21 protein-coding genes and 4 pseudogenes are annotated in these 23,632 nt (G+C 47.9%); 12 read left to right on the top strand and 13 right to left on the bottom strand.

What is annotated here, in order from left to right; translation table 11 throughout:
• Positions 1–8: 8 nt before the first annotated feature.
• Positions 9–1,052, bottom strand: a complete 1,044-nt coding sequence (locus IPG31_05580; protein ID MBK6617851.1) for a type IV pilus twitching motility protein PilT — start codon at positions 1,050–1,052, stop codon at positions 9–11.
• A 165-nt stretch (positions 1,053–1,217) separates the two neighbouring features.
• Between IPG31_05580 and IPG31_05575 the strand changes: the two genes are divergently transcribed.
• The gene (locus IPG31_05575; protein MBK6617850.1) at positions 1,218–1,937 is read left to right on the top strand and encodes a YggS family pyridoxal phosphate-dependent enzyme; all 720 of its coding nucleotides are present in this window, start codon (positions 1,218–1,220) and stop codon (positions 1,935–1,937) included.
• Here the strand turns inward: IPG31_05575 and IPG31_05570 are convergent.
• The 5 genes from IPG31_05570 to IPG31_05550 form a co-directional block, all read right to left on the bottom strand.
• Positions 1,903–2,172 (bottom strand): YfhL family 4Fe-4S dicluster ferredoxin, encoded by a 270-nt coding sequence (locus IPG31_05570; protein MBK6617849.1) that lies wholly within the window; start codon positions 2,170–2,172, stop codon positions 1,903–1,905. The genes IPG31_05575 and IPG31_05570 overlap by 35 nt on opposite strands.
• A gap of 13 nt (positions 2,173–2,185) precedes the next feature.
• On the bottom strand, positions 2,186–2,665 hold the full coding sequence (gene coaD / locus IPG31_05565) for a pantetheine-phosphate adenylyltransferase (protein ID MBK6617848.1): 480 nt from the start codon (positions 2,663–2,665) through the stop codon (positions 2,186–2,188).
• The gene (rsmD, locus tag IPG31_05560) at positions 2,658–3,206 is read right to left on the bottom strand and encodes a 16S rRNA (guanine(966)-N(2))-methyltransferase RsmD (GenBank protein ID MBK6617847.1); all 549 of its coding nucleotides are present in this window, start codon (positions 3,204–3,206) and stop codon (positions 2,658–2,660) included. Before rsmD ends, coaD begins: the two co-directional genes overlap by 8 nt.
• Before the next feature lie 19 nt (positions 3,207–3,225).
• Entirely contained in the window at positions 3,226–4,530 is a 1,305-nt protein-coding gene (locus IPG31_05555; protein MBK6617846.1) for an insulinase family protein, read from the bottom strand.
• A gap of 95 nt (positions 4,531–4,625) precedes the next feature.
• Positions 4,626–5,078, bottom strand: a complete 453-nt coding sequence (locus IPG31_05550; GenBank protein MBK6617845.1) for an NUDIX hydrolase — start codon at positions 5,076–5,078, stop codon at positions 4,626–4,628.
• A 153-nt stretch (positions 5,079–5,231) separates the two neighbouring features.
• Here IPG31_05550 and IPG31_05545 point away from each other — a divergent pair, with 153 nt between their 5' ends.
• Positions 5,232–5,900 (top strand): cytochrome C peroxidase, encoded by a 669-nt coding sequence (locus tag IPG31_05545; protein MBK6617844.1) that lies wholly within the window; start codon positions 5,232–5,234, stop codon positions 5,898–5,900.
• 33 nt (positions 5,901–5,933) lie between these two features.
• The gene (locus IPG31_05540) at positions 5,934–6,659 is read left to right on the top strand and encodes a glycosyltransferase (protein MBK6617843.1); all 726 of its coding nucleotides are present in this window, start codon (positions 5,934–5,936) and stop codon (positions 6,657–6,659) included.
• A 44-nt stretch (positions 6,660–6,703) separates the two neighbouring features.
• Here the strand turns inward: IPG31_05540 and IPG31_05535 are convergent, their stop codons facing one another.
• Positions 6,704–7,498 (bottom strand): hypothetical protein, encoded by a 795-nt coding sequence (locus tag IPG31_05535; protein ID MBK6617842.1) that lies wholly within the window; start codon positions 7,496–7,498, stop codon positions 6,704–6,706.
• Positions 7,499–7,742: 244 nt separating this feature from the next.
• Between IPG31_05535 and IPG31_05530 the strand changes: the two are divergent.
• Together IPG31_05530 and IPG31_05525 are read left to right on the top strand one after the other, a co-directional pair.
• Positions 7,743–9,769 (top strand): annotated as a pseudogene (locus IPG31_05530) (CopD family protein).
• Between the two features lie 522 nt (positions 9,770–10,291).
• Positions 10,292–11,760: pseudogene (locus IPG31_05525) on the top strand (transposase).
• 296 nt (positions 11,761–12,056) lie between these two features.
• On the opposite strand, the gene IPG31_05520 reads toward IPG31_05525, so the two are convergent.
• From IPG31_05520 to IPG31_05495, 6 genes and pseudogenes are all read right to left on the bottom strand, one after another.
• Entirely contained in the window at positions 12,057–12,386 is a 330-nt protein-coding gene (locus IPG31_05520; protein ID MBK6617841.1) for a cupin domain-containing protein, read from the bottom strand.
• A 102-nt stretch (positions 12,387–12,488) separates the two neighbouring features.
• Positions 12,489–12,693: pseudogene (locus IPG31_05515) on the bottom strand (hypothetical protein).
• Positions 12,694–12,922: 229 nt separating this feature from the next.
• Complete coding sequence (gene guaA / locus IPG31_05510; GenBank protein MBK6617840.1) at positions 12,923–14,482, bottom strand: glutamine-hydrolyzing GMP synthase; 1,560 nt, start codon at positions 14,480–14,482, stop codon at positions 12,923–12,925.
• A 10-nt stretch (positions 14,483–14,492) separates the two neighbouring features.
• Positions 14,493–15,956: an IMP dehydrogenase gene (guaB, locus tag IPG31_05505; protein ID MBK6617839.1), complete on the bottom strand. Its 1,464-nt coding sequence runs from the start codon at positions 15,954–15,956 to the stop codon at positions 14,493–14,495.
• 104 nt (positions 15,957–16,060) lie between these two features.
• Entirely contained in the window at positions 16,061–16,723 is a 663-nt protein-coding gene (locus IPG31_05500; protein MBK6617838.1) for an HAD family hydrolase, read from the bottom strand.
• 373 nt (positions 16,724–17,096) lie between these two features.
• Positions 17,097–17,528 (bottom strand): transposase, encoded by a 432-nt coding sequence (locus IPG31_05495; protein ID MBK6617837.1) that lies wholly within the window; start codon positions 17,526–17,528, stop codon positions 17,097–17,099.
• Positions 17,529–17,702: 174 nt separating this feature from the next.
• Between IPG31_05495 and IPG31_05490 the strand changes: the two genes are divergently transcribed.
• The 7 genes and pseudogenes from IPG31_05490 to IPG31_05460 all read left to right on the top strand — a co-directional run bounded on the left by IPG31_05490 (position 17,703) and on the right by IPG31_05460 (position 23,121).
• Complete coding sequence (locus IPG31_05490) at positions 17,703–18,290, top strand: OsmC family protein (GenBank protein ID MBK6617836.1); 588 nt, start codon at positions 17,703–17,705, stop codon at positions 18,288–18,290.
• The gene (locus IPG31_05485) at positions 18,287–19,480 is read left to right on the top strand and encodes an NAD(P)/FAD-dependent oxidoreductase (protein ID MBK6617835.1); all 1,194 of its coding nucleotides are present in this window, start codon (positions 18,287–18,289) and stop codon (positions 19,478–19,480) included. Before IPG31_05490 ends, IPG31_05485 begins: the two co-directional genes overlap by 4 nt.
• Before the next feature lie 44 nt (positions 19,481–19,524).
• Positions 19,525–20,093 (top strand): annotated as a pseudogene (locus IPG31_05480) (TetR/AcrR family transcriptional regulator).
• Between the two features lie 94 nt (positions 20,094–20,187).
• On the top strand, positions 20,188–21,177 hold the full coding sequence (locus IPG31_05475) for an urea transporter (protein MBK6617834.1): 990 nt from the start codon (positions 20,188–20,190) through the stop codon (positions 21,175–21,177).
• A 23-nt stretch (positions 21,178–21,200) separates the two neighbouring features.
• Positions 21,201–21,833, top strand: coding sequence for a hypothetical protein (locus IPG31_05470; protein MBK6617833.1), 633 nt, complete (start codon positions 21,201–21,203; stop codon positions 21,831–21,833).
• A gap of 203 nt (positions 21,834–22,036) precedes the next feature.
• Positions 22,037–22,918 (top strand): cytochrome c, encoded by an 882-nt coding sequence (locus IPG31_05465; protein ID MBK6617832.1) that lies wholly within the window; start codon positions 22,037–22,039, stop codon positions 22,916–22,918.
• 44 nt (positions 22,919–22,962) lie between these two features.
• Positions 22,963–23,121 carry a hypothetical protein gene (locus tag IPG31_05460; protein MBK6617831.1) on the top strand — a complete coding sequence of 53 codons (159 nt, stop codon included), beginning with the start codon at positions 22,963–22,965 and terminating at the stop codon, positions 23,119–23,121.
• The last annotated feature ends 511 nt before the right edge of the window (positions 23,122–23,632 follow it).

Here is a 23,632-nt window from a genome sequence, read left to right as displayed (position 1 = left end):
CCTGTTAGTTAACCCCGAAAGTTGTCCTTATTCATGGCCTTGCTGCGTGCATCTGCCATGGAGATCACGTTGCGCCTGACAAGATCAGTCAGATTCTGATCCAGTGTCTGCATTCCGGTACCCTGGCCGGTCTGAATGGTTGAATACATCTGCGCCACTTTGCCTTCACGGATTAAATTGCGGATAGCCGGTGTGCCGATCATGATTTCGTGCGCTGCGACTCGACCACTGCCATCTTTTGTCTTTAATAATGCTTGAGAAATAACTGCACGCAATGATTCTGAGAGCATGGCACGCATCATTTCCTTTTCATCGGCAGGAAACACGTCAATGATACGGTCTATGGTTTTGGCGGCTGAACTGGTATGCAACGTGCCAAAAACCAGATGACCGGTTTCTGCGGCAGTCATCGCTAAACGGATTGTTTCCAGGTCACGCATCTCTCCCACTAGAATGATATCTGGATCTTCCCGCAGAGCCGAGCGTAGCGCGTTACTGAAGCTATAGGTATCTCGTCCAACTTCACGTTGATTAATCAGGCATTTTTTACTCTGATGAACAAACTCGATCGGGTCTTCAAGTGTGAGAATATGACCATACTGGTTTTCATTGATATCATTGACCATGGCCGCAAGAGTGGTTGATTTACCTGAACCGGTCGGGCCGGTTACCAGGACCACTCCACGGGGTTGCTGTGCAATTTCTGCAAAAATTTTGGGGGCCTTTAATTCTTCCAGGGACAGAACTTTCGACGGAATAGTCCGCATTACGGTGGCTGCACCCCGATTAGTATTGAAGGCATTAACCCGGAAACGCGCCAGATTGGGAATCTCGAACGAAAAATCGCACTCAAGAAGTTCCTCGTATTGCTTGCGTTGCTTATCGTTCATAATGTCGTAGATCATTTCATGAACGTCCTTATGTTCCATGGCGGGCAGGTTGATCCGGCGGATCTCGCCATGAACACGAATCATCGGTGGTAAACCCGATGATAGATGCAAATCGGAAGCGTTATTCTTGACCACGAAGGAGAGTAACTCTACTATGTTCATCCGTTTGATTCCTTTTTCCTGACTGGTGAATTTTCGTTGCAACTGGCTGACCTGAGGTAATACGGAATATTTTGGTGTAAATTTAGCGCTCACTGAGTGCGGCGCCCAGATATTCCCGCGCTATCAATTTTTTATTTGTATTTTTATTGGACTGACCACTCAATCATGACTTCGATTGCCGATCGTTTACAAGCCGTTAAAGCCCGTATTGCGGATGCTGCCAAGCAGTGTGGACGCGACCCACAAACTATCCAGCTGCTGGCTGCCAGCAAAACCAATCCGCCGGAAAATCTGAGAGCAGCGTGGGAGGTAGGCCAGACTGTGTTTGGTGAAAATTATCTACAGGAAGGACTGGTAAAAATAAAAGCGTTGGCTGATTTGCCGATTGAGTGGCATTTTATCGGTCCGATTCAGAGCAATAAAACCAAACCAATTGCGGAAAATTTTGCCTGGGTGCATGGCATTGATCGGGAAAAAATTGCTAATCGCCTGTCTGCGGCCAGGCCAGACACATTGCCCCCACTGCAGGTATGCGTGCAAGTTAATGTCAGCGGTGAGATCACTAAAAGTGGCGTCGATCCAGAGAAGGTAGCCGAACTGGCAGCTTATATCAGCGAGCTGCCGCAACTACAATTACGAGGATTGATGGCGGTACCTGAACTGACCGCCGTGACCGCGCTGCAGCGGGAACAATTTCAACAGTTGCGCGAGATATTTGAGCAGCTCAATCAACAGGGTTTCAATCTTGATACGTTGTCAATGGGTATGTCTGAGGATCTCGAAAATGCTGTTGCTGAAGGGGCAACCATGGTCAGAATTGGTACCGCAATTTTTGGACCACGACGTTATGCTATTCCCGAGGAGTTGGGGTCCCGGCAGCAGTAAGCGCATGATATTTGTCCAGTAACTGATCTTGACTCTCGGTTCTATCCGGGTCCGTTACGATACAACTCACGGGGCAGACCTCTACACATTGCGGGAGGTCGTAGTGGCCCACACATTCTGTGCAGAGGTCAGGGTTGATTTCATAAATTTCCTCACCTTGTGAAATGGCCCGATTGGGACATTCAGGTTCACATACATCGCAATTAATGCATTCATCAGTAATAATTAAGGCCATTCTTTCTCGATTTCTATTGTTTAACTAATTTTTTCAATTGTGCGGCAACCGCTGGATGAACAAATTTATTCATATCTCCTCCCAGTCTTGCCACTTCGCGCACGATGGTGGCAGAAACAAACATGTACTGTTCGGATGGTGTTAAAAAAATAGTTTCCACTTCTGGATACAAACCACGATTCATTCCTGCCAGTTGAAACTCATATTCAAAATCAGAAACCGCACGCAATCCACGCACAATGATACGGGCTTGTTGTTGCTGTGCAAATTCCATCAATAGTCCTGTAAATCCAGTTACAACAACATTGGAATACTGAGCGAGTACAGTTGTTGCCATCTGCACGCGCTCATCCAGTGTAAAGCAGGGTGTCTTAATGCCACCCGCTGCTACTGCCACAATTACCCGATCGAATAATTTTGAGGCTCGTTGTACTAAATCTTCGTGTCCACGGGTAATGGGGTCGAAAGTTCCGGGGTAAATAGCCTTATCCATTTGCTAATTTTAGAAGACAGTAATTAACGTTACCCGCCCGACTCTGTTTCCAAATAGTCCAGGTGGCATCAGGCACAAATTTTTTACGACTTTCAACGTAAACACAGCCACCCGGACAGAGTCTTTCCGGCAGCTGGGGTAATACTTCGGGCAATAAATCGGTATCAAAAGGAGGATCGACAAAAATTACGTCATAATGGCTCTGATCATACCTTAGAAAGGTTGGCGCATGCTTGTGCACCAGGCTGACTTTATTGGCAGCCAGGCTGGTAACAGATGTCTGCAGAAAACGCATCGCAGTGGTATCTTTCTCAACCATGACAACAGTTTCTGCACCTCTTGAAGCCGCTTCAAAACCCAGAGCACCACTGCCCGCAAAAAGATCCAGACAAGCCGCACCTGTTAAATCCTGCCCCAGCCAATTAAAAAGAGTCTCACGCACGCGGTCGGGTGTCGGGCGAATGAGTTCGCCTTCAGGAATGCCGATGAGACGGCTCCGCCACTCCCCTCCAATAATACGTGCCACCCCTTTTTTGCTCATGCCACTATACCCATATCTATCAATCAACCGTGCCAACCATCACTGCAACCATTCCTGCTGGATCGATACGACGTCGGAAGGCATCTCGAACCTGTTCTACCGTTATCTGTTCTACTGCTTTCACATAATCTTCCAGATAGGACAACGGTAACTGGTAAAAACCAATTACGGACAAGAATCCAAGAATCTTGCGGTTACTGTCAATACGTAGCGGAAAACCACCGACAATATTTTGTTTGGCTGCCTGTAATTCTTCATCACTTGGGCCTTGTTCTACAAAATCTCTAAGCACCTGTTGTGTCAGTTCAAGCGCCTGTTCTGCCTGTTCTTTCTTGGTTTGTAAGCCAATCTCGAAAGGACCCTGCTGCTGGTAGGGAGAAAAAGAACTATAAACACTGTAGACCAATCCGCGTTTCTGACGGATTTCTTCTACCAGTCGCGATACAAAACCACCGCCACCGAGTATGTGGTTGCCGACCAGCAGTGAAAAATAATCCGGGTCATGCCGGCTCAGTCCTGGATAAGCAAGCTGAATATGACTTTGTGAGGCTGGGTGTGCGATTTTTTGTGTCATAGGCACAGGTTTTTTTACAGCTGGCAATATGGCAACAGGTTGGCCTGCAGGAAGTTCGCGGGTCAATAACTGCGCGATCTGATCAGCCTCATCACGCGTGACATCACCAATAATAGCGATGACAGCATGATTGGCGGTGTAATGACTGCGATAAAAGTCCACTATATCGCCGCGTTGCAGCGCTGTTAAAGATGCAGATTCACCTGATCCGCGTAATCCATACGGATGTGCGCCATAGAGCATTTTCATTAAGGTGCGTTCAGCAATAACACCCGGCTTGGTGTCTGCTTCCTGCAAGGAAGCAAGCGTGCGAGCACGCTCCCTGTTAAGGATGCTCTCTGGAAATTCTGGATGCTGAATGATGCGCGCCATAATATCCAGTGCCTTGGTACGCTCAGCTCGACTGCTTAACGTGCGTAGTGAAAATCCTGCCCGATCCAGGTCAAACTGCCCGCCTAGCTGTGCACCAATGTCAGCAAGTGTTTCTGCTATTTGGTCCTCAGACATCTTTCCTGCACCCAGGCTCATCAAACGTTGCACCATTTGCGCGCGACCGGAAGTCTCGGCCGTATCGGTACTGCTGCCCGCTGCAAAATTGATACTAATGTCGAGAATCGGCAGATCATGAGTCTCGACAAAATAGATTTTTACTCCACTGGGTGTTTGCCAGTGTTGGATCGGCAGAAAAGCCATGACCCATTGAGTGTGAGCGGTTATCAACAAAGCCAGAGCAAGTTTTAGAATTTTCATATTGGTACCATTTGTCAGTAAATATTGTTTCATCCCCGATAGGACAACGTAGTCATGCGAATATTGCCATTAATTTCTGGGAGAGGCTTCATCTCCTAGAGAACACCACTTGTTAACAAATCTAGCGGGTAACGTTTGCCTGCCAGGTAATCTTCAATGGATTGCAGAACTATTGGACTACGATGCATAGGCTGCTTCTCACGGACTTCATCTATTGTCAGCCAGACTGCGCGCAGAATACCCTTATCCAGTTCTCTTTGGGGGTCGTACCCAGTAACGTTACCGATATAAGTAAAACGGAGATAAGTAGTATTGTTCTGTTTGGCACGCCAGTGATAAATTCCAGTCAACGCAACCGGTAAAAAAGTATAGCCTGTCTCTTCGAGTACTTCTCGGCTGCAGGCATTGGATAAGGTCTCACCTGCTTCCAAATGCCCTGCGGGTTGATTGAGGCGAAGATCCACTCCATTGGGAGTTTCTTCCACCAATAGAAATTTACCATTTTGTTCAATAATGGCAGCAACGGTAACATTGGGTTTCCAGATCATATGAGCTACAGTAAGTTGATAACAAGGTTATGTTGACAGCGCACCCAACTGACATGCTGAAAATTATCACGTCATCACACAGGAAAGCCGGTAAAGTGCTGCATTTTATATCGCTTTGTTTGAACTTGCATTTTTTATAATGAGAGGATGAAAATGACCACCTTCAAATTAAAGAAAACAAACGCCGCACTGGTTTCAAATAGTCTGCTGGCTGCTACGTTGGGCATTTCGCTGATTGGCTGTACTTCCTTATGTCGTCCCTGTGTTCCACGTACACAAATACAAACTAATCCTGATGTAATCAGAAATCCGGCTGTAAAAAAAAATCCCTGCGCGGCCATAAAAATCAACCCAGACAAAATTACCCGGCCAGTTAACTATCGTCCTTATCAAGGCAATCAGACTGATTTGCTGGAATACGGTGAAAAACTCTACAACGATAAGAGTTCCAGCACCAATGGACATTCCTGCCAGAGTTGCCATCAGGATGGCAATCTGTTCCAGCCTACTTTTATGCAGCCTTACCCTCATTTCGTCGCCATGGCGAGTAATCGTACTGGCCTTGACCAGATTGAACTTGATGAAATGGTGCAACTCTGCATGATGACATCGATGAAAGCCGAGCCACTGATGTGGAATTCCCGGTCGCTCGCCGCGTTGACAACCTATACCACCAAGGTTCAGAAAGCATTCCAGAAATCACATTTGAATCCTTGCAGAAGCAAAAATCCGTGTGCAATCAGAAACCCTCACGGAGTGCGTAATCCGGTTGCCTTGAAAAATCCCCGTGCCTTGCTTCACGTACCGATGTCTATAAGATAATCCTGATTCGATAATTCATAACCGGACGGAAAGATGCTTGTTTCAATTATTATCCCTGCTTTTAATGAAGACCGACTGATCGTGGCATGTCTCAAATCAGTTGATGAAGCCCTTGCCGCTAATGGTTCGCATGGCTTTTTACATGAGATTATTGTCGTTGACAACAATTCGACTGACAAGACGGCGTTACTGGCTTCGGAGGCTGGCGCCAGGGTCATTTTTGAGCCTGTTAATCAGATCGCGCGCGCTCGGGCAGCAGGGGCAAATGCTGCCAGTGGCGACTGGCTGCTGTTTCTTGATGCTGATTGTTTACTTAATGCTGCACTGGTAGATGATATTTTTCGATTGATCGCAGAGGGTAAGCACGTGGGTGCTGGCAGCACACTGTATATGCCCAATCTACCATGGTGGGCGGCAGGATTGTTGCATTTTTGGACAATATTATCAATCATGTTTAAATGGGCAGCGGGCGCGCTGATTGTTTGTAATGCCAAAGCTTTCCATGAGGTAGGCGGGTTTAATCAAACACTTTATGCTGCGGAAGAAGTGGATCTGAGTCAAAAGCTGAAAAAATGGGGACGGGCACACCGGCTGACTTTCACCATTTTGCGGAAACACCCCATTGAGACTTCTCCGAGAAAAGTTGAGCTGTATAGTAGCCGAGAAATATTCTCTCAGTTCTTTCGTTTGTTGCTGAGCCCCTGGCGTACGCTGCAAAACAAAAAACACCTATCTATCTGGTACGACGGCAGGCGTTAAAACTGATTCGCCTCATTTTGAGCAAGGTACTAAACCCATGCGGATCAGTGGCCACTGGCTATCAGTGTACGCAGATCATTTTCCCAGTTTCTAAACTTTTTGAAAGCGTACTGACGTTGACGGGAGTGGGTGCTGTTGTGAATGCGCGCTGCAAAAGCGCAGTTGTATTCCATCAACTCAGCTTGATAAATACGGTAGTTGCTATCATCGGAATCAGCAAACCGGGCTGCCAAAGTACGTAGCATCGTGATAGCCGATTCGTCTTTGATTGGCTCGCTGGTTAATTCATGGATCGTCATTAACACTTGACGCTGATTGCGTTTTTGTTCCATAAACCAAACTTCGGGGTCAAAGGGTGAGGAAACGATACCAGCCTTAATCAAGGCTCGTTGTTCCTTATCAATCTCGCCATAAAAATTCTCGATACGCTTGGCAGTCCGCTTAATCGAAGCCTCCAGCCGAGTATCAAGATCAGATTGCAGGTAATTGTGGCGAAGTTCGTCATTGTTTTTGGAAAAACGGCGCTCGATATGGTGCAGTTGTATTTTATTCAAACTGACGACTATGGGCACACTGAGCCGCAATGAATAATCAATGGCTGGTGATAGGATGCTTCGCAATTCTTCGGACCAGTGACAAACCTGCGTGGGGGTGATCGAATCATTGAGCTGATCACGGAGTCTGGCCAGCCAGTCGGCATATTCAGAAAGTTGAGTTTCCCGATGCCATTCAAACCATTGATGAATCGCGTCTTTAACAAGTGGCTCCTGCTCATGACTAAAATTGGCATACCGATCAAGCCACCATCTTGCCAGATGTGGCCCTTGGGAATAACTCAAGCGAACCATGCTGCAACTGGCTAGTAGAAACACTAAACAGATAATCACTGAAAATATACGAAGGAAATACCGCATTAGCTTCCTAAGACCTGTAAAAATTTAAAATCTACATAAATAATGGCCGAGCGATGCATCTTTATCAATGCTACTTTCAAATTATTATTTGAATTTAATTAAGGGTATCTCTGAAAATCCATATTTCGTTACAATACGCCGTTATCCACAAAAAACATTTCCTTACATATTGATTAAGACCTTTTCTGTTCTGTTCCATTGGTTCCAACTGACTGCAAATTTGATTCTACTGGGTAGTTTTGTATTTCTTGCCATGGTCGATCAACGAAAACCATTATCCAGTGCTTACTGGACAGTAAAGTTGGAAAAAAGCTTCCCATGGCTGGTCATGGTGATGTTAGTGAGCATGCTGGGAATTCTCTCCACCACAACGGGCGAGGCAACCGGCATGGTATCCAATGTTTGGAGTCCGGGCGCATGGCTTAAGCTGGTAATGCAGACATGGGTTGGACATATATGGTTAGTCGTGCTGATGCTGGTATTTTTGCTGATGGGCACCATTTTGTCTATCCAGAAAATTCCCCGTACTCGCTGGCATTATGTTTTGTGTGCATTGGTCGCTTCACTTCCCTTGATTGCAGGATCGCTGCTGAGTCATTCGGGAGCAGAAGACATATCTGTCGGTTCAATCGCGCCCTATGCGTTGCATATTCTGTTGGCAGGAATTTGGTTCGGCGCACTGCCTGCTTTTATATTTATTTTGGTTGATGGCTGCAGTCAGTTCGAGAAAATTTCACATTTGGAGGTTGCCATCCATCTTAGAAAATTTTCTACATTTGCACTGCCGGTGATGTTGCTGCTGATGGCTACTGGTTTAGTGGTCGCTGATCGCATGGTGGATGGCTACTACCATACCCTGGTTTCCAGCTCCTATGGTTGGTTATTGAGTATCAAGCTGGTGCTGCTGGCAGTTATTTTGAGTATTGCTTATCAGGCTCGCCACCGATGGCTACCCTTGTTTTCACAAGCCCAAGATACGAAACAGACAATCCAGGCTGCCTTGCATCTAAGAAAATGGGTAACGATCGAACTTGCTCTCGCGCTAATATTATTGCTGGTCGCAACAATGCTGGCAAATACACTTCCTGCCAAACACGCCATCATCACAAACTGGCCTTTTCCTTTCCGCTTTGTGTTTGATACAAATTGGGATGAACCGGACGTACAGGAAAAATTCTGGTTTGGTGCTGCGTTACTCGCTGTTGCACTGATAGTTTTTGGCGTGAGTATCAAAGAAAACTGGCGCCGCCGGACTCGTATTCTTGTCCCGAGCGGATTAGTGGTGACTGCACTGGTGATTGCTCTGCCACCATTTGCCATCGAAGCTTATCCCACAACTTATCAAAAACCACTGATTCCACTTGACACGATATCGATTTCTAACGGTTCACAACTATTTGCTGAGCATTGCGCCAGTTGCCATGGACCTCAGGGCAAAGGTAATGGTATACGCGCAGGCACGTTGACCAGTCTGCCAGCCGACTTGTTAACTGAGCCTCATACCGCGAAACATACGGTAGGAAATTTTTTCACTGGATATCTCACGGAATTCCTGGAACTGATATGCCAGGGTATGCTGCGCTCCTTTCTGAAGAAGCTCGCTGGGATATTGTCAATTATCTTCACGCATTATCGAGGGGTTTCGACGCACGATTATTGGGAAGCATGATTCTTCCTGAAAAACCTGCTGTCGCAGCACCCGTTTTTTCCTATAGTACACATGCTGGCTCAGTAAAAAGTATCAAAGATTTTCGTTTTCAAAAAAATGTGCTGCTGGTTTTGTTTTCATGGCCCCATTCCCAGCAGCGTCTCAATCAACTGGTCGCAGCCTATCAGGAAATTGGAATGACGCTGAATACCGAAATACTGGTCGTTCCAATGAATGAATCCGATGCTCAACAATTCATCCATGCATCAGCAGCCATTCCTTTTTCATTACTGACTGATGGCTGGCAGGAAATCAAAAACACTTACCTGCTATATCGCAGGGTAAGAACGGTTCCCGATCTTTTAGGGCAAGGAATCATCCCTGGGCATATGGAATTTTTGATTGATCGTTTCGGCTATATGCGTGCCAGATGGGTCGGTCAGTTTGAAGGATTTGGCTGGTCAAATATAAGTGCGTTGACTCTGCAGATATCCATGCTCAATCAGGAAGACGAAATCATGCCGCCACCCGGAGATCATGCACACTGACAAGCGTATCCAATCTTTAACTATCCGGTTGATTCTACGACATCGCTTGGGACATGCTTAATATTGGAGCCATTTTCGGCGGGTATTGCGTGCTTGCAGGAAAAACTGTTCTATTGATTCGCTGTCGGAGTGGCGCAACAGGTCTTGTAAATTTTCCAACCGTCGATAAAAACGGCTATCTCCGTTATCCCGGTCGGGGCCACGGGCGCGTTCTGCAGAAAATTTGTACGGCCACCCCGAGGTAATTGCCCCTTTAATAAGCAGGAACCTTAAGACGCTGCATGCCGGTCAGAGTGTGGCGTTGAAATACCGCTGCGATGGAGAAGTGGCTGATATCAGTGTCGTTTTAACTGACCGTTAGTGTTTTAGGTCTTGTCCAGGATTGGTGTGCGCATGGCACAGTTTAGATTTTCACGGAGTTCAAGAAACGCATTAAGCTGACCGATACATTGAGAATGAAAACAATCGTTCTCAATGATCATGCCAACGGCCATTCCCCACGCTCAGTCCCACCAAAATAACCTGCGCCAATCAGCTCAACACGCTGTGGCTGGAAATCAGATCCACTATGAGCGACACCGACCGGAACAAACCATTCTGTACCAATTGGTACAAGAACATATCGAGACTTTCTTTGCGCAGGTTGAAATGGAAACCGGTTCAGGGTTACCGGACTTTGTTAAAGACGAATTTGATGCGTTTCTTGAGTGTGGTATTTTGGCGCATGGATTTTTGCGCCTGCGTTGTGCCGATTGTGCCCATGAGAAACTGGTGGCGTTTTCTTGCAAACGGCGAGGATTCTGTCCCTCATGCGGTGGACGGCGTATGGCGCAGACGGCCGCTCACCTGGTTGATCACATCATTCCCCGGGTACCGGTGCGCCAATGGGTGCTTTCACTGCCGATTCCACTGCGCTACCTGTTAGCCGCCCATCCACATCTGCTCACACCGGTATTACAAGTGATTCACCGTGCCATCTCAACTTTTCTAATCAAGCGGGCCGGATTGAAACGATCCGAAGCACAAACCGGCGCGATTACGCTGATTCAACGTTTCGGTTCCGCCGCTAATCTCAACATTCATCTACATTGCCTGGTGCTCGATGGTGTCTATCGCATCCAAAACGGCGAGCCGGAATTCCATCGTGTGAAGACACCAACGGCTGAGCAGCTGCACACGCTGCTTGGGCAGATCATCAAGCGCATTATGAAAGCATTAACTCGCCATGGCGCACTTATTGAGGAGGAGGGGATGACTTACCTGGCAGAAATAGAATCGGACGCGGCATTGGCGCCACTACAATCGGCGGCCTGCACCTACCGGATTGCGCTCGGTCGCCGGGCAGGACAAAAATACTGACTTTGAAAACTGTGGCCACACAAAACCTGGAGCAGTCAGACCAGGAGTGCTGTGTCAATGCGCATGGTTTTAGCTTGCACGCCGGCGTGCGTTGCGCCATGAATCAGCGCAAGGAACTGGAGCACCTGTGCCGTTATATCACGCGACCGGCAATTGCCAATGAGCGACTGACACTCAACAGCAGCGGCGCGGTGGTGCTGACACTAAAGACGCCTTATCGGGATGGCACGACGCATATTGTCATGTCGCCGCTGGAATTCATGCAACGCCTGGCTGCATTGGTTCCCAGACCAAGGCTGAACCTTATTCGTTTCCATGGCGTGCTCGCACCGAATGCAAAGCTGCGCGCTGAGATTATTCCGGGCGAGAAGAAAAATAAAAGCAAACCAGCGGACGACAATGATGATGCGCTACATTCTCCAACTTCTGTACGCATCAGTTGGGCGCGCCTGTTGAAACGGGTGTTTGATATCGACATTGAACACTGCCCGCATTGTGGTGGAACCCTGAAAATCATTGCCGCTATTCTGGAGTCCAGCGTAATTACTAAAATTCTTGATCATCTTGGTTTGCCTACCCGGGCGCCGCCACGCTCACCCGCACAAATCTTTGATATTTTCGAGCCTGCCTGATCCCGTACTCGCTCCTATCAGTCTTCTTCATTGCCGGGCTGACCTTTACCCCTGGGCGTCTTTTGCCTGAAGCGCCAGAACACAGCAAAATCCTTGACGTTTTTGTGTCAACTAAACCGAAACGCAGTCATTTTTCGATAGATTATCATGGTGTTTGACAACCGTGCCAGCTTTCAGTACATTCAATCCTCATGGAAAAGGTGGTTTATTTTTCCTATGCTCCAGACATAGCCTAATCTTTAGCTTACGGTGCAAGAATTTGAGCGTAAAGTCACATTAGATATAGTATTAACGACTTAAGCTTTAAAGATTATCGTGAGTAAAACAACCGAGTCTTCAACTGCCTTAACTGAATGCGGCTCATCAGGCATTAAATGCAATAATTGGCCAGGCATCAACACTTGTATTTCGCCCATTGCAGTAAACTCTATTTTCCCATTTATGCAATGAACAATAATTGGTCCTGATACTTTGTGAGTTGGAAATTCTTTACCGGCTAGAATAACAAGGCGAGCAAGTTCCATTTCATCTGTTTTTACAATTACTTTAGTTTGTTCATTAGGCATATCTTGCGCCCAGGTTTCCAAGTCAACAATTTCAGCTGGTGATGCGTGATGTGTAGCCATGACTATCTCCTAATAGGTTTATGTATATTGGTCCTACCCAACAAAAGCAGAATGTAACGGCGCTTTTTGCAGTCTAAGTTTATAGCTTTATTAGCAGGATTGGCGGGCATGGATCGTGCCGGTGCCATCGAATTCCCAGGTGAAATTCACGCCCACGCTGCTTGTAGACTCCTTCATCTTCTCGAAGTTTTCTTTCTGTTGTTCGCCTTTGAATTCGCCTTCCGTTATCACCAGATGGATGGTCACCTCCTCATCCGGAACCTTGTGCTTGACCACAAGTCTCCAAAAATTCCATGAAGTTGCGCATCCCTCTCAAAGTTGTAGTAACAGCCATGGTTCTCATCACATTCAATTTGTGCACGGGCGCATTTGTAGATTTGATGAAACAGGAAATTGAATTCTGTTACGTAGTCCTTCAGGTATGGAGTCATTAATGCAATATCACTGACCTGATCTGTTCAGGCTATTGAGACTTGCTTTTGTTCAAAGTACTCGGAAGCCGTTTAGAGCGCGACCTGGCACTGCCAGATCTCGAATCACTCCCACTCGATGGTTGCCGGTGGTTTGCCTGAGATATCGTAAACGACTCGGTTGATGCCCCGCACTTCATTGATGATGCGATTGGAGATTTTAGCAAGCAAAGTGTAGGGTAATTCTGCCCAGTGCGCGGTCATGTAGTCTTCGGTCTGTACGGCACGTAACGCGATGACATACTCATAACTGCGGCTATCTCCCATGACACCGACTGATTTAACTGGCAGAAAAACAGCAAATGCCTGGGCAGTTTTTTCATACCAGCCGGAATACTTGAGTTCTTCAATGAAAATGGCATCTGCCTGGCGGAGTAATTCTGCGTATTCGTATTTAACCTCACCCAGTATCCGCACACCCAGACCCGGACCGGGAAAGGGGTGACGAAACACCAGGTCTCGTGGCAAACCCAGCGCTAGACCAAGTTCCCGCACTTCGTCCTTGAACAGTTCGCGCAGTGGTTCCAGCAGCTCCAGGTGCAGTGTATCGGGCAGGCCGCCAACGTTATGATGCGACTTGATGGTGCGGGCTTTTTGCGTTTTGCTTCCAGCCGATTCGATGACGTCAGGATAGATGGTTCCTTGTGCCAACCATTTGGCGTCATCAATCCTGGCAGCTTCCTGTTGAAATATTTCCACAAACTCCCGGCCAATGATGCGCCGCTTCTGTTCCGGATCAGAAGTACCTTGTAAACGTTCCAGAAATTGACGACGTGCATCGATATGGATCACATTCACCGCAAGATTACGGCTGAATGTCTCCATTACCTGCTTGGCTTCATGTTGTCTCAATAGGCCGTTATCAACAAACACACAAGTTAGCTGATCACCAATAGCACGGTGGATCAGTGCTGCCGCAACCGAGGAATCCACTCCACCCGACAGTCCGAGGATAACCCGTTCGTTTCCGACACGGGCACGAATACGCCCAATTGCCTCATCGATATAATTCGGCATATTCCAGTCGCTACCTGCCTGACAGATGTCGTGTACGAATCGATCCAGAATGGCGCATCCCTGCAGGGTATGCGTCACTTCGGGGTGAAACTGCAAGCCATAAAACTGGCGCGACTCGTCTGCCATCGCAGCAATCGGGGTAGCTGCATTGTGAGCGATAATGCTGAATCCTGGTGGTAGCGCATCGACCCGGTCGCCATGGCTCATCCAGACATCGAGAATCTTCTGGCCTCCGGCATTCACGCGATCCTGTATGTTCTCAAACAGCCTGCAGGGCTCGACCATTAATTCGGCGTAGCCAAATTCACGTGCAAGCGCATTGGCAACCTTGCCATTCAATTGATCGGCCATCGCCTGCATACCATAGCAAATACCCAGCACTGGTACACCCAGCTCAAATACGATTTGTGGTGCGCGAGGGGCGTTTTCCGTAAAGGCGGAAGCAGGTCCGCCGGAGAGGATGATGCCAATGGGCGCCATATCCTGAATAATTTGCGGATCGACATCAAATGGGTGAATTTCACAATAAACGTTAGTTGCACGAATACGGCGAGCAATAAGCTGCGTATATTGGGAACCAAAATCCAGAATGAGTACAGTTGAATGCATGGTCGGCTACCTACTCAACATGATAATTGGGTGCTTCCTTGGTAATCTGTACATCATGAACATGTGATTCACGTATACCTGCAGAAGTAATTTCGATAAATTCAGCCTTGTTGTGCATATCCTTAATAGTGCTGCAACCGAGATAGCCCATACTCGAACGTACTCCCCCCATCAATTGGTGAATAACATTGGCCAGTGTACCTTTGTAGGGAACCCGTCCTTCCACGCCTTCCGGTACCAGTTTCTCATTTTTGTTGCGTTCAGCTTCTTGAAAGTAGCGATCACTGGATCCCTGCTGCATGGCCGACAATGATCCCATTCCACGATAACTTTTATACGCCCTGCCCTTCAGCAGTTCAACCTCACCAGGAGATTCCTCGGTACCGGCCAGTAACCCGCCCAGCATCACCGTATCGGCGCCTGCCGCAATGGCCTTGGCGATATCCCCGGAATAGCGAATCCCGCCATCGGCTATGATTGGCACGCCTGTCCCCAGCAATGCCTTGGCCACATTATCAATGGCAGAAATTTGTGGAACCCCAACTCCGGCAACGATTCGGGTGGTGCAGATCGATCCGGGGCCAATTCCGACCTTGACTGCATCCGCACCATGTTCCACCAGTGCCCGCGCCGCATCTGCGGTAGCAATGTTGCCTGCAATTACCTGAATCTGCGGGAAGTGTTTCTTAACCCATTGAACTCGGTCCAGCACGCCTTGGGAATGTCCGTGCGCGGTGTCGACGATAATCACATCCACTCCGGCTTCGATCAGCGCTTCCGCACGTTCATCGCTACCCTCTCCAACGCCAATCGCTGCACCGACACACAGGCGCTCCAGGCTGTCAGTGTTGGCATTAGGATGCTCGGTGGTTTTGGTAATATCCTTAACGGTAATCAATCCACGCAATTCGAAATTGTCATCCACAACCAGTAGTTTTTCCAGCCGGTGTTTGTGCAACAACGCCAGTGCATCGGCCTGAGACACACCTTCACGTACCGTTACCAGTTTTTTTCTGGGTGTCATGATATTGCGGATCGGTTGATCAAGATTGGTTTCAAAACGAAAATCCCGGTTGGTGACAATGCCAACCACTTTTTTACCTTGAACTACCGGCAGTCCGGAAATATTATGCTGCCGGGTCAGCTCCAACACCTTGCGTACCATCATATCCGGTGAAATGACAATCGGGTCTTTTACTACACCGCTTTCAAAACGTTTAACCTGCGCGACCTGTGCAGCCTGTACTTCAATCGGCATGTTTTTGTGGATGATGCCGATTCCCCCTACCTGGGCGATGGCGATGGCAAGTGGCGCTTCCGTCACGGTATCCATCGCGGCAGAAACAACCGGAATGTTAATGGTCAGCTCACGTGTCAGTTTTGTGACAAGCTTGACATCTTTTGGTAAAACTTCGGAATGAGCGGGAACCAGCAGGACATCGTCGAATGTCAGTGCTTTCTGGAGCAGTCGCATGGTAACGATCCTTCACAAAACGTTATTATAACGGAACTGGGAGTACGCTTTCGCGCCACAACTATCGAATATTTTATACGGGGGAATCCCAAGAATGGTGCTGACTAACGCAAGCTGATAATAGGCCAGTCGTTTCTCTGAGCATGCGCTCGCAAGGTGTCGTCAGGATCGACTGCAACCGGATGCGTGACTTTGCCGAGCAACGGCAGATCATTGAGTGAATCACTATAAAACCAGCTTTGCAGAAATGACAGCCAGGTAAGATTTTGTTTGTCCAGCCATTGTTCCAGCCGTGTAATCTTGCCTTTCTGAAAACAAGGTACTCCAGCTACCCGGCCGGTAAACTGCCCGTCGATCTGTTCGGGTTCAGTCGCAATCAAATGCTCGATACCTAACGCCTGCGCAATCGGTGCCGTCACAAAACTGTTGGTCGCGGTAATGATGATGCATAAATTCCGTTCAGTCTGATGGCGGCTAACCAACTCACGCGCACCAGGTGTAATCAATGGCAGAATTTTTTCTGCAACAAACTGCCTGCGCCACTCATTCAATTGTTTGCGCGGATGACGTGCAAGTGGCTTAAGCTGAAAGTCCAGGAATTCGTGAATATCAAGCGTGCCATTTTTATATTGTTCATAAAATTCAATATTTTTTGCTGCATATACTTCCTGATCAAGCACTTTTTGTTCAATGAGAAATTGCGCCCATTGAAAATCGCTGTCTCCTGCGAGAAGCGTATTATCCAGATCAAATAAAGCCAGTTTCATGATATTGAATTTCCATTAGGTAGCGGGCAAAACGAGAAGGTCTTATGTCAATGCTTGAATGCGTACAGAAAGTCGCCGGAAATTTTTTGGATGCAACCTTATCACAAGGAATTGCTGCCGGCAAAATCTATGACCACACGTATTAGTCGATTTTAAAACATATTAAGGTACCTCTAAAGCGGTCATTCTGTTGGCTCAGGCGGCAAAAATGCTGCCAGATGCTATTAAGAGCGTTCTTTGTTAACCTGGAAAATAGACCGCCACAGATTGCCGCTACCGGTAAGGGACTGTGATTAACGGGACACAATTGGCAACACGTATTTCCTGCCAGCACTACCCAATACACTGACGCCTAACGTAACCCAGCATTGTGTCAACAGAAACTGTAGCCGGTTGTGCTTTCTGGCATGGTCGGCCAAACGATACTGCTCGGCACCTTCTCGGATTGGCGTGGAATTAACGTGTCGTCGATGGCCAGATTGAGGGCCTCCATTAGCAAAGCGCTGTTGACTACCTCGAACAAGGCTCTTGTCAGCCGTAGTGTCCGGACGCTGCCACATTCCAGGAGTTTGTAATAGGTCGTCCGGTGACGGCCTCTGGTAATGGTACTGAGCGCGTGTGTCACCCAGCCCTCCGGAGAAGCCAGGCAACCGCACGGTAATTCGACGAAAGTAGCGCGAGAATGCATGGGTACAGCGGTGAGTAATAAATGAGTATCCTGCCTGACAGACAAAGACGAGCCGTTTGAGCATAAGACATCGGGCACCGCGCGAGCTTTCCCTTCTATCAAGTAATTTTTGCTCATCTTGTGGATATTTTTGTGTCTCGTATCGCGACTTCGATTCTATTCAAAGAACCAATTATCTGGTGCTGAATGTCTAAACTTGAGTTATTATATTAATAGACTGATCGATCTATTTTTATCTCGCTCTTGGATGTGCGGAAGTGAAAAAAGATGTCAGTACCTTCTTGTGATTATATGGAGTCGAAGATGACAAAGAACTGCATAAATGGAATTGATGTGGACAGGTTGCAAGTAACGCGAGACCTTATCCAGACAGATGGGGACGGGCTCATTGCCAGGCCTCAATATCAGGCGGCAGTCATCTGGAACAATGGTTATCACACCACCTCGTGCGTTACGGATGGCCAGAAAATCATCGGTGATGAACCTGAGCAATACGGTGGTGGTGGAGCCGGCCTGACGCCACAGGACATGCTGCTTTCTGCGATCGGCCATTGCCTTACTGCCACCTATATTGGTGGATTGTCGGCTGCTGGCATCACCGTAAAACACCTTCAGTTGAGCGTTTCAGGCCGGGTAAACTTTCGTTCTGCCTTTGGTCTTGAAACCGGCAATCCCGGGTTTGAGAACATCGGGATAACAGTGGATATCCGAACAGATTCTTCCCCAGAAGATGTGAAAGAGATTCTAACCAAACTACTAAAAACTGCGCCCATTCCAGATACGATAATCCGCCCGGTACCACTTGATATTGAGATCATCTGCAAGGAGAACGAACGCAACAGTGAGTTCTCACACTCGCAAGAAGGGGAACAAAGATGAGCGGAGTGCATGATGTCGCGGTAATTGGGGCTGGTCCAGCGGGATTATCGGCAGCATATGAATTAAAAAGACTTGGACTCAATCCGTTAGTGCTGGAGAAAACCGCTGCGGTTGGAGATGTCTGGCGTAATCATTATGACGGTCTGCGTCTGAATTCGGGGCGCGCCTTATCGCGGCTTCCCGGGAGTCCGATTCCTCGCTCGGCCGGTAGCTGGCCTTCACGTGACGAGGTTGTGCGTATTCTCGAAACATTTCCTGAACGAGGAGGCTTCACGGTTAAAACCGGGATCAATATTGAGAAAGTCGAATATGATCGCCTACGCGATACCTGGTCTATCACTAGCCATGATGGTAAAAAATTTGAGTCACTAGCAGTGGTCGTTGCGACAGGAGGAGCACATACCCCCGTTATCCCGGAATGGGTAGGAGCGGAAACCTTTTCCGGTGAAATCATCCATTCCTCAAAATTCAAGCATGCCAAGACCTATGCGGGAAAGAATGTATTGGTTGTCGGTAGTGGTAATTCAGCCGCCGAAATTGCAAGTCGCCTCGCCGAGCACGCGAAATCGGTCACCCTCTCTGTCAGAACGCCGCCCCACATCCTTCCCAAAAGCATCTTTGGCATTCCACTGGTAGGGATTGGCCTTGCAACGCGATATCTGCCAGCCGCATGGGTTGATGGCCTTCTGTATGTTTTACGGCGACTGTTCATAGGTAATTTGACGCAATACGGCCTCCCCTTTCCTGTCACTCGGGTGTCGCAGCAGTTCGCCAGAACCCAGGTTGTACCGATTCTCTATTATCCCTTTGTGGACGATATCCGAGCGGGGCGTATTCGGGTAGTTGGCCCGATCAGAAAAATTGAAGGGCAGACTGTACATGCACTCAATTCCGTCGAAGCGAAACCTAGCGATCAGCAAAATGAAATAGCCCTAAACGTAGATGTGATCGTTGCTGGAACAGGTTTTCGGACTGGTCTTACGAAATTGATCCAGATTCCCGGTATTACCAGCCCGGATGATCGGCCGGTGGTCCTAGGGGAACAGGAATTTTCGGATGCACCTCGCCTGTACTTTATCGGGCACGTCAATCCCCTGAGTGGGCAGTTACGCGAAATCCGTCTGGAAGCGGGAAAAATCGCACGAAAAATCAAAAAACAGTTGGCAGAGAACCGCCCTCGACTACCCTAACTCACTTTGATCATCACTAATCACGGAGAAAGAGATTGACAAGGATAGTCGAACACCGCAAATCACCGAGTGAAAAATTGCTGCTGGCCGCGCGCTACCTGTTCTGTCGAGTGGGGATAAACGCAACTGGTATTTCCCGGATCCTTAAAGAAGCAGGTGTCGCTCGCGGTAGCCTTTATAAGCACTACGGCTCGAAAAAAAATCTACTGAAGACAGTATTAGATACGGAGGCGGACATGTGGTATCGATGGTTCGACCGGGATTTGTCGGATCTAGAATGCTCCGCCAAAGAGCGCATCATGCTCCTGTTCGACCTGATAGAGAAATGGTTCGAAAAAGAAGACTACTTCGGATGCGTCTTTATCAACGCGGTCGCGGAGCACGAGAAGGAGGGTGGCTGGGTAAAAGATGTGGCTGTTGCGCACCGGGAAAAATAAATGACCGACTCCGGGCAATAGTTACGGAAAGCGGGGCAAGGGATCCGGATATGATCACCGAGAAATTAAGCTTGATCATCGATGGGGCAATCGTGACCGCCATGGTCACCGGAAGCAGCGAGGCAGCACATATCGCACGCCTTGCCGCCGAGGATATTCTTCGAGGTATGGAATGATTACTCTCTCTGTCTCGAGAGTGGGCCGTACTGCCCGCCATGGCTGCTACCTTTTATATACGAATTTCTGCCCTAATTGGGAGGAGGGCTGATCATGGCATGGTTCATAAAAATTGAGAGTGCATTACCACAGCCTCTTCGGGTAATCCTCATGGGGGTCGGGCAGGTCATTTTTTGCGGCAATGCAGTCTCGGGTTTTATTTTTCTGGTGGCATTTTGTGCGTATGACGTGATGACCGGCCTGGCTGCGATTGTGGGAGCCATTAGCAGTACTGCGGCGGCCTCTGTCTTTAAAAGCGCAAAAAGCGACATAAGCGCAGGGTTGTACGGCTTCAACGGAACACTTACAGGAGTGGGTTTATGGACGTTTCTTGCTCATGCCCCTCAACTTTGGCTATACATCATTCTGGCGGCTATGCTCTCCAGTGTAGTGTTTGCAATGATAAGGAAGATTCCATTCGGGATTCCTCCAGCTGCGGCTCCATTCGTTCTGACTAGTTGGATATTCATACTGGCTGCACCTACATTCGACCCAACTCTTGATCCAGGACACGATCTGCGAACAGCAGATCCCGGCCTATCAATCCCCGATTCATCGCAGAGCATTGTAAGTGAAGGAGTGCCGCCAGGTATGTGGCCGACTCTGCTAATAAAGGGTGTAAGCCAAATATTCCTTGTTGATAGCTTCGCGACGGGCATCTTGATCCTGATTGGAGTCGTGGTCATATCGTTGCGCAGCACGCTGCTGCTTGGAGGAGGAGCTTTATGCGGAAGCCTGGTTGCGGCCTTACTCGGCGCCGATCACCATGCCATTGGAATCGGATTGTATGGGTTCAATGCTGGGCTGGCCGCCATCGCAGTGGGGCAAGTTTTCCTAAAGCCAGATGCAAAAAGCGCGTTCCTGGCGATATTGGCAAGCATGCTGACACCAGCGCTTCAAATTGGACTTTCTCAGATTCTTGTTCCAGTCGGTCTGCCAGTTCTAGCGGCTCCCTTTTTATCTGTTTTATGGGCCATTTTGTTCGTCACGGGTCGATGGAAGCGATACCAGTCACGGTTTAAAAAATCAACTGAATCTGCCTAACCTCATATTTATAGGAGAGAAACATGAATATCATTTGGGAAAATTTACCTAAGAATGCACAACGTTTTCTGATTCTGATCGGATCTCTTTCGATTATTGCCGTAGTTGGCTTGCAGTTTCATGTAGGTTCGCAGGGGGATACTTCGGCCACCTATCCGAAGGGTTTTCGAGGCGGCACGTGCACAATCGAATCCGAACACCTGTTGGTTGGCTACTCGGGTTATTTCATTTCCACAGATTATGCAATTCCCAGTGACGCAATGAGTGCGATGCCCGTTCCTGTTCTATGCGGAAAAATACCCAGTCCGGGGACGCTGGCTGTTACGATTGATCTTCTTTATCCTGAATCTGCGCGCGAATGGCCGCTGACCATGACGCTTGCAAAAATAGAAGATAATAAACCGACAAAAACACTATTGACAATTCCTCCGGAGATCCACGAATCCGGCATCATTACGCAGGTATTAAACATCAACGAAACCGGAGAATACGGGCTTTACCTTTCTGGAAAAAATACGGATCAAGTCGAATTTGTTGTAGAGATTCCAATCACAGTTGGAACACAATGGCATGAAACCATTGTTGAATTTTGGCCCATGCTCCTACTGATTGTGTCGGTACCTGTTCTCTACAATATTAGAAAAATTTTTAGTTGATGCCTTAATTTCAATTACCTGGATCAATGACAGCATTAATCACACACTATAGATCAGCGCGACAGACACATTCAGCACCGAATATACGGTGCTGAACAATAGCGAAATAAGCGATTGAGTCCTGTTTTATACTTTATCAATTCCATTCTGCGGAGAGTCATCTATGGCGGGCTATGTTGACGAAGTCGTCATTCCTTATGACCGTGATCCAGACCCCGTACTTATTGATCCAGCCAAATTGGGATAAACCGGACGTACAGGAAAAATTCTGGTTTGGTGTTGCGTTACTCGCTGTTGCACTGATAGTTTTTGGCGTGAGTATCAAAGAAAACTGGCGCCGCCGGACCCGTATTCTTGTCCCGAGCGGATTAGTGGTGACTGCACTGGTGATTGCTCTGCCACCATTTGCCATCGAAGCTTATCCCACAACTTATCAAAAACCACTGATTCCACTTGACACGATATCGATTTCTAACGGTTCACAACTATTTGCTGAGCATTGTGCCAGTTGCCATGGACCTCAGGGCAAAGGTAATGGTATACGCGCAGGCACGTTGACCAGTCTGCCAGCCGACTTGTTAACTGAGCCTCATACCGCGAAACATACGGTAGGAAATTTTTTTCACTGGATATCTCACGGAATTCCTGGAACTGATATGCCAGGGTATGCTGCGCTCCTTTCTGAAGAAGCTCGCTGGGATATTGTCAATTATCTTCACGCATTATCGAGGGGTTTCGACGCACGATTATTGGGAAGCATGATTCTTCCTGAAAAACCTGCTGTCGCAGCACCCGTTTTTTCCTATAGTACACATGCTGGCTCAGTAAAAAGTATCAAAGATTTTCGTTTTCAAAAAAATGTGCTGCTGGTTTTGTTTTCATGGCCCCATTCCCAGCAGCGTCTCAATCAACTGGTCGCAGCCTATCAGGAAATTGGAATGACGCTGAATACCGAAATACTGGTCGTTCCAATGAATGAATCCGATGCTCAACAATTCATCCATGCATCAGCAGCCATTCCTTTTTCATTACTGACTGATGGCTGGCAGGAAATCAAAACACTTACCTGCTATATCGCAGGGTAAGAACGGTTCCCGATCTTTTAGGGCAAGGAATCATCCCTGGGCATATGGAATTTTTGATTGATCGTTTTGGCTATATGCGTGCCAGATGGGTCGGTCAGTTTGAAGGATTTGGCTGGTCAAATATAAGTGCGTTGACTCTGCAGATATCCATGCTCAATCAGGAAGACGAAATCATGCCGCCACCCGGAGATCATGCACACTGACAAGCGTATCCAATCTTTAACTATCCGGTTGATTCTACGACATCGCTTGGGACATGCTTAATATTGGAGCCATTTTCGGCGGGTATTGCGTGCTTGCAGGAAAAACTGTTCTATTGATTCGCTGTCGGAGTGGCGCAACAGGTCTTGTAAATTTTCCAACCGTCGATAAAAACGGCTATCTCCGTTATCCCGGTCGGGGCCACGGGCGCGTTCTGCAGAAAATTTGTACGGCCACCCCGAGGTAATTGCCCCTTTAATAAGCAGGAACCTTAAGACGCTGCATGCCGGTCAGAGTGTGGCGTTGAAATACCGCTGCGATGGAGAAGTGGCTGATATCAGTGTCGTTTTAACTGACCGTTAGTGTTTTAGGTCTTGTCCAGGATTGGTGTGCGCATGGCACAGTTTAGATTTTCACGGAGTTCAAGAAACGCATTAAGCTGACCGATACATTGAGAATGAAAACAATCGTTCTCAATGATCATGCCAACGGCCATTCCCCACGCTCAGTCCC

The organism is Nitrosomonas sp., assembly GCA_016703745.1.
Lineage (GTDB): Bacteria > Pseudomonadota > Gammaproteobacteria > Burkholderiales > Nitrosomonadaceae > Nitrosomonas.
This window is presented reverse-complemented; position numbering and strand designations above follow the sequence as displayed.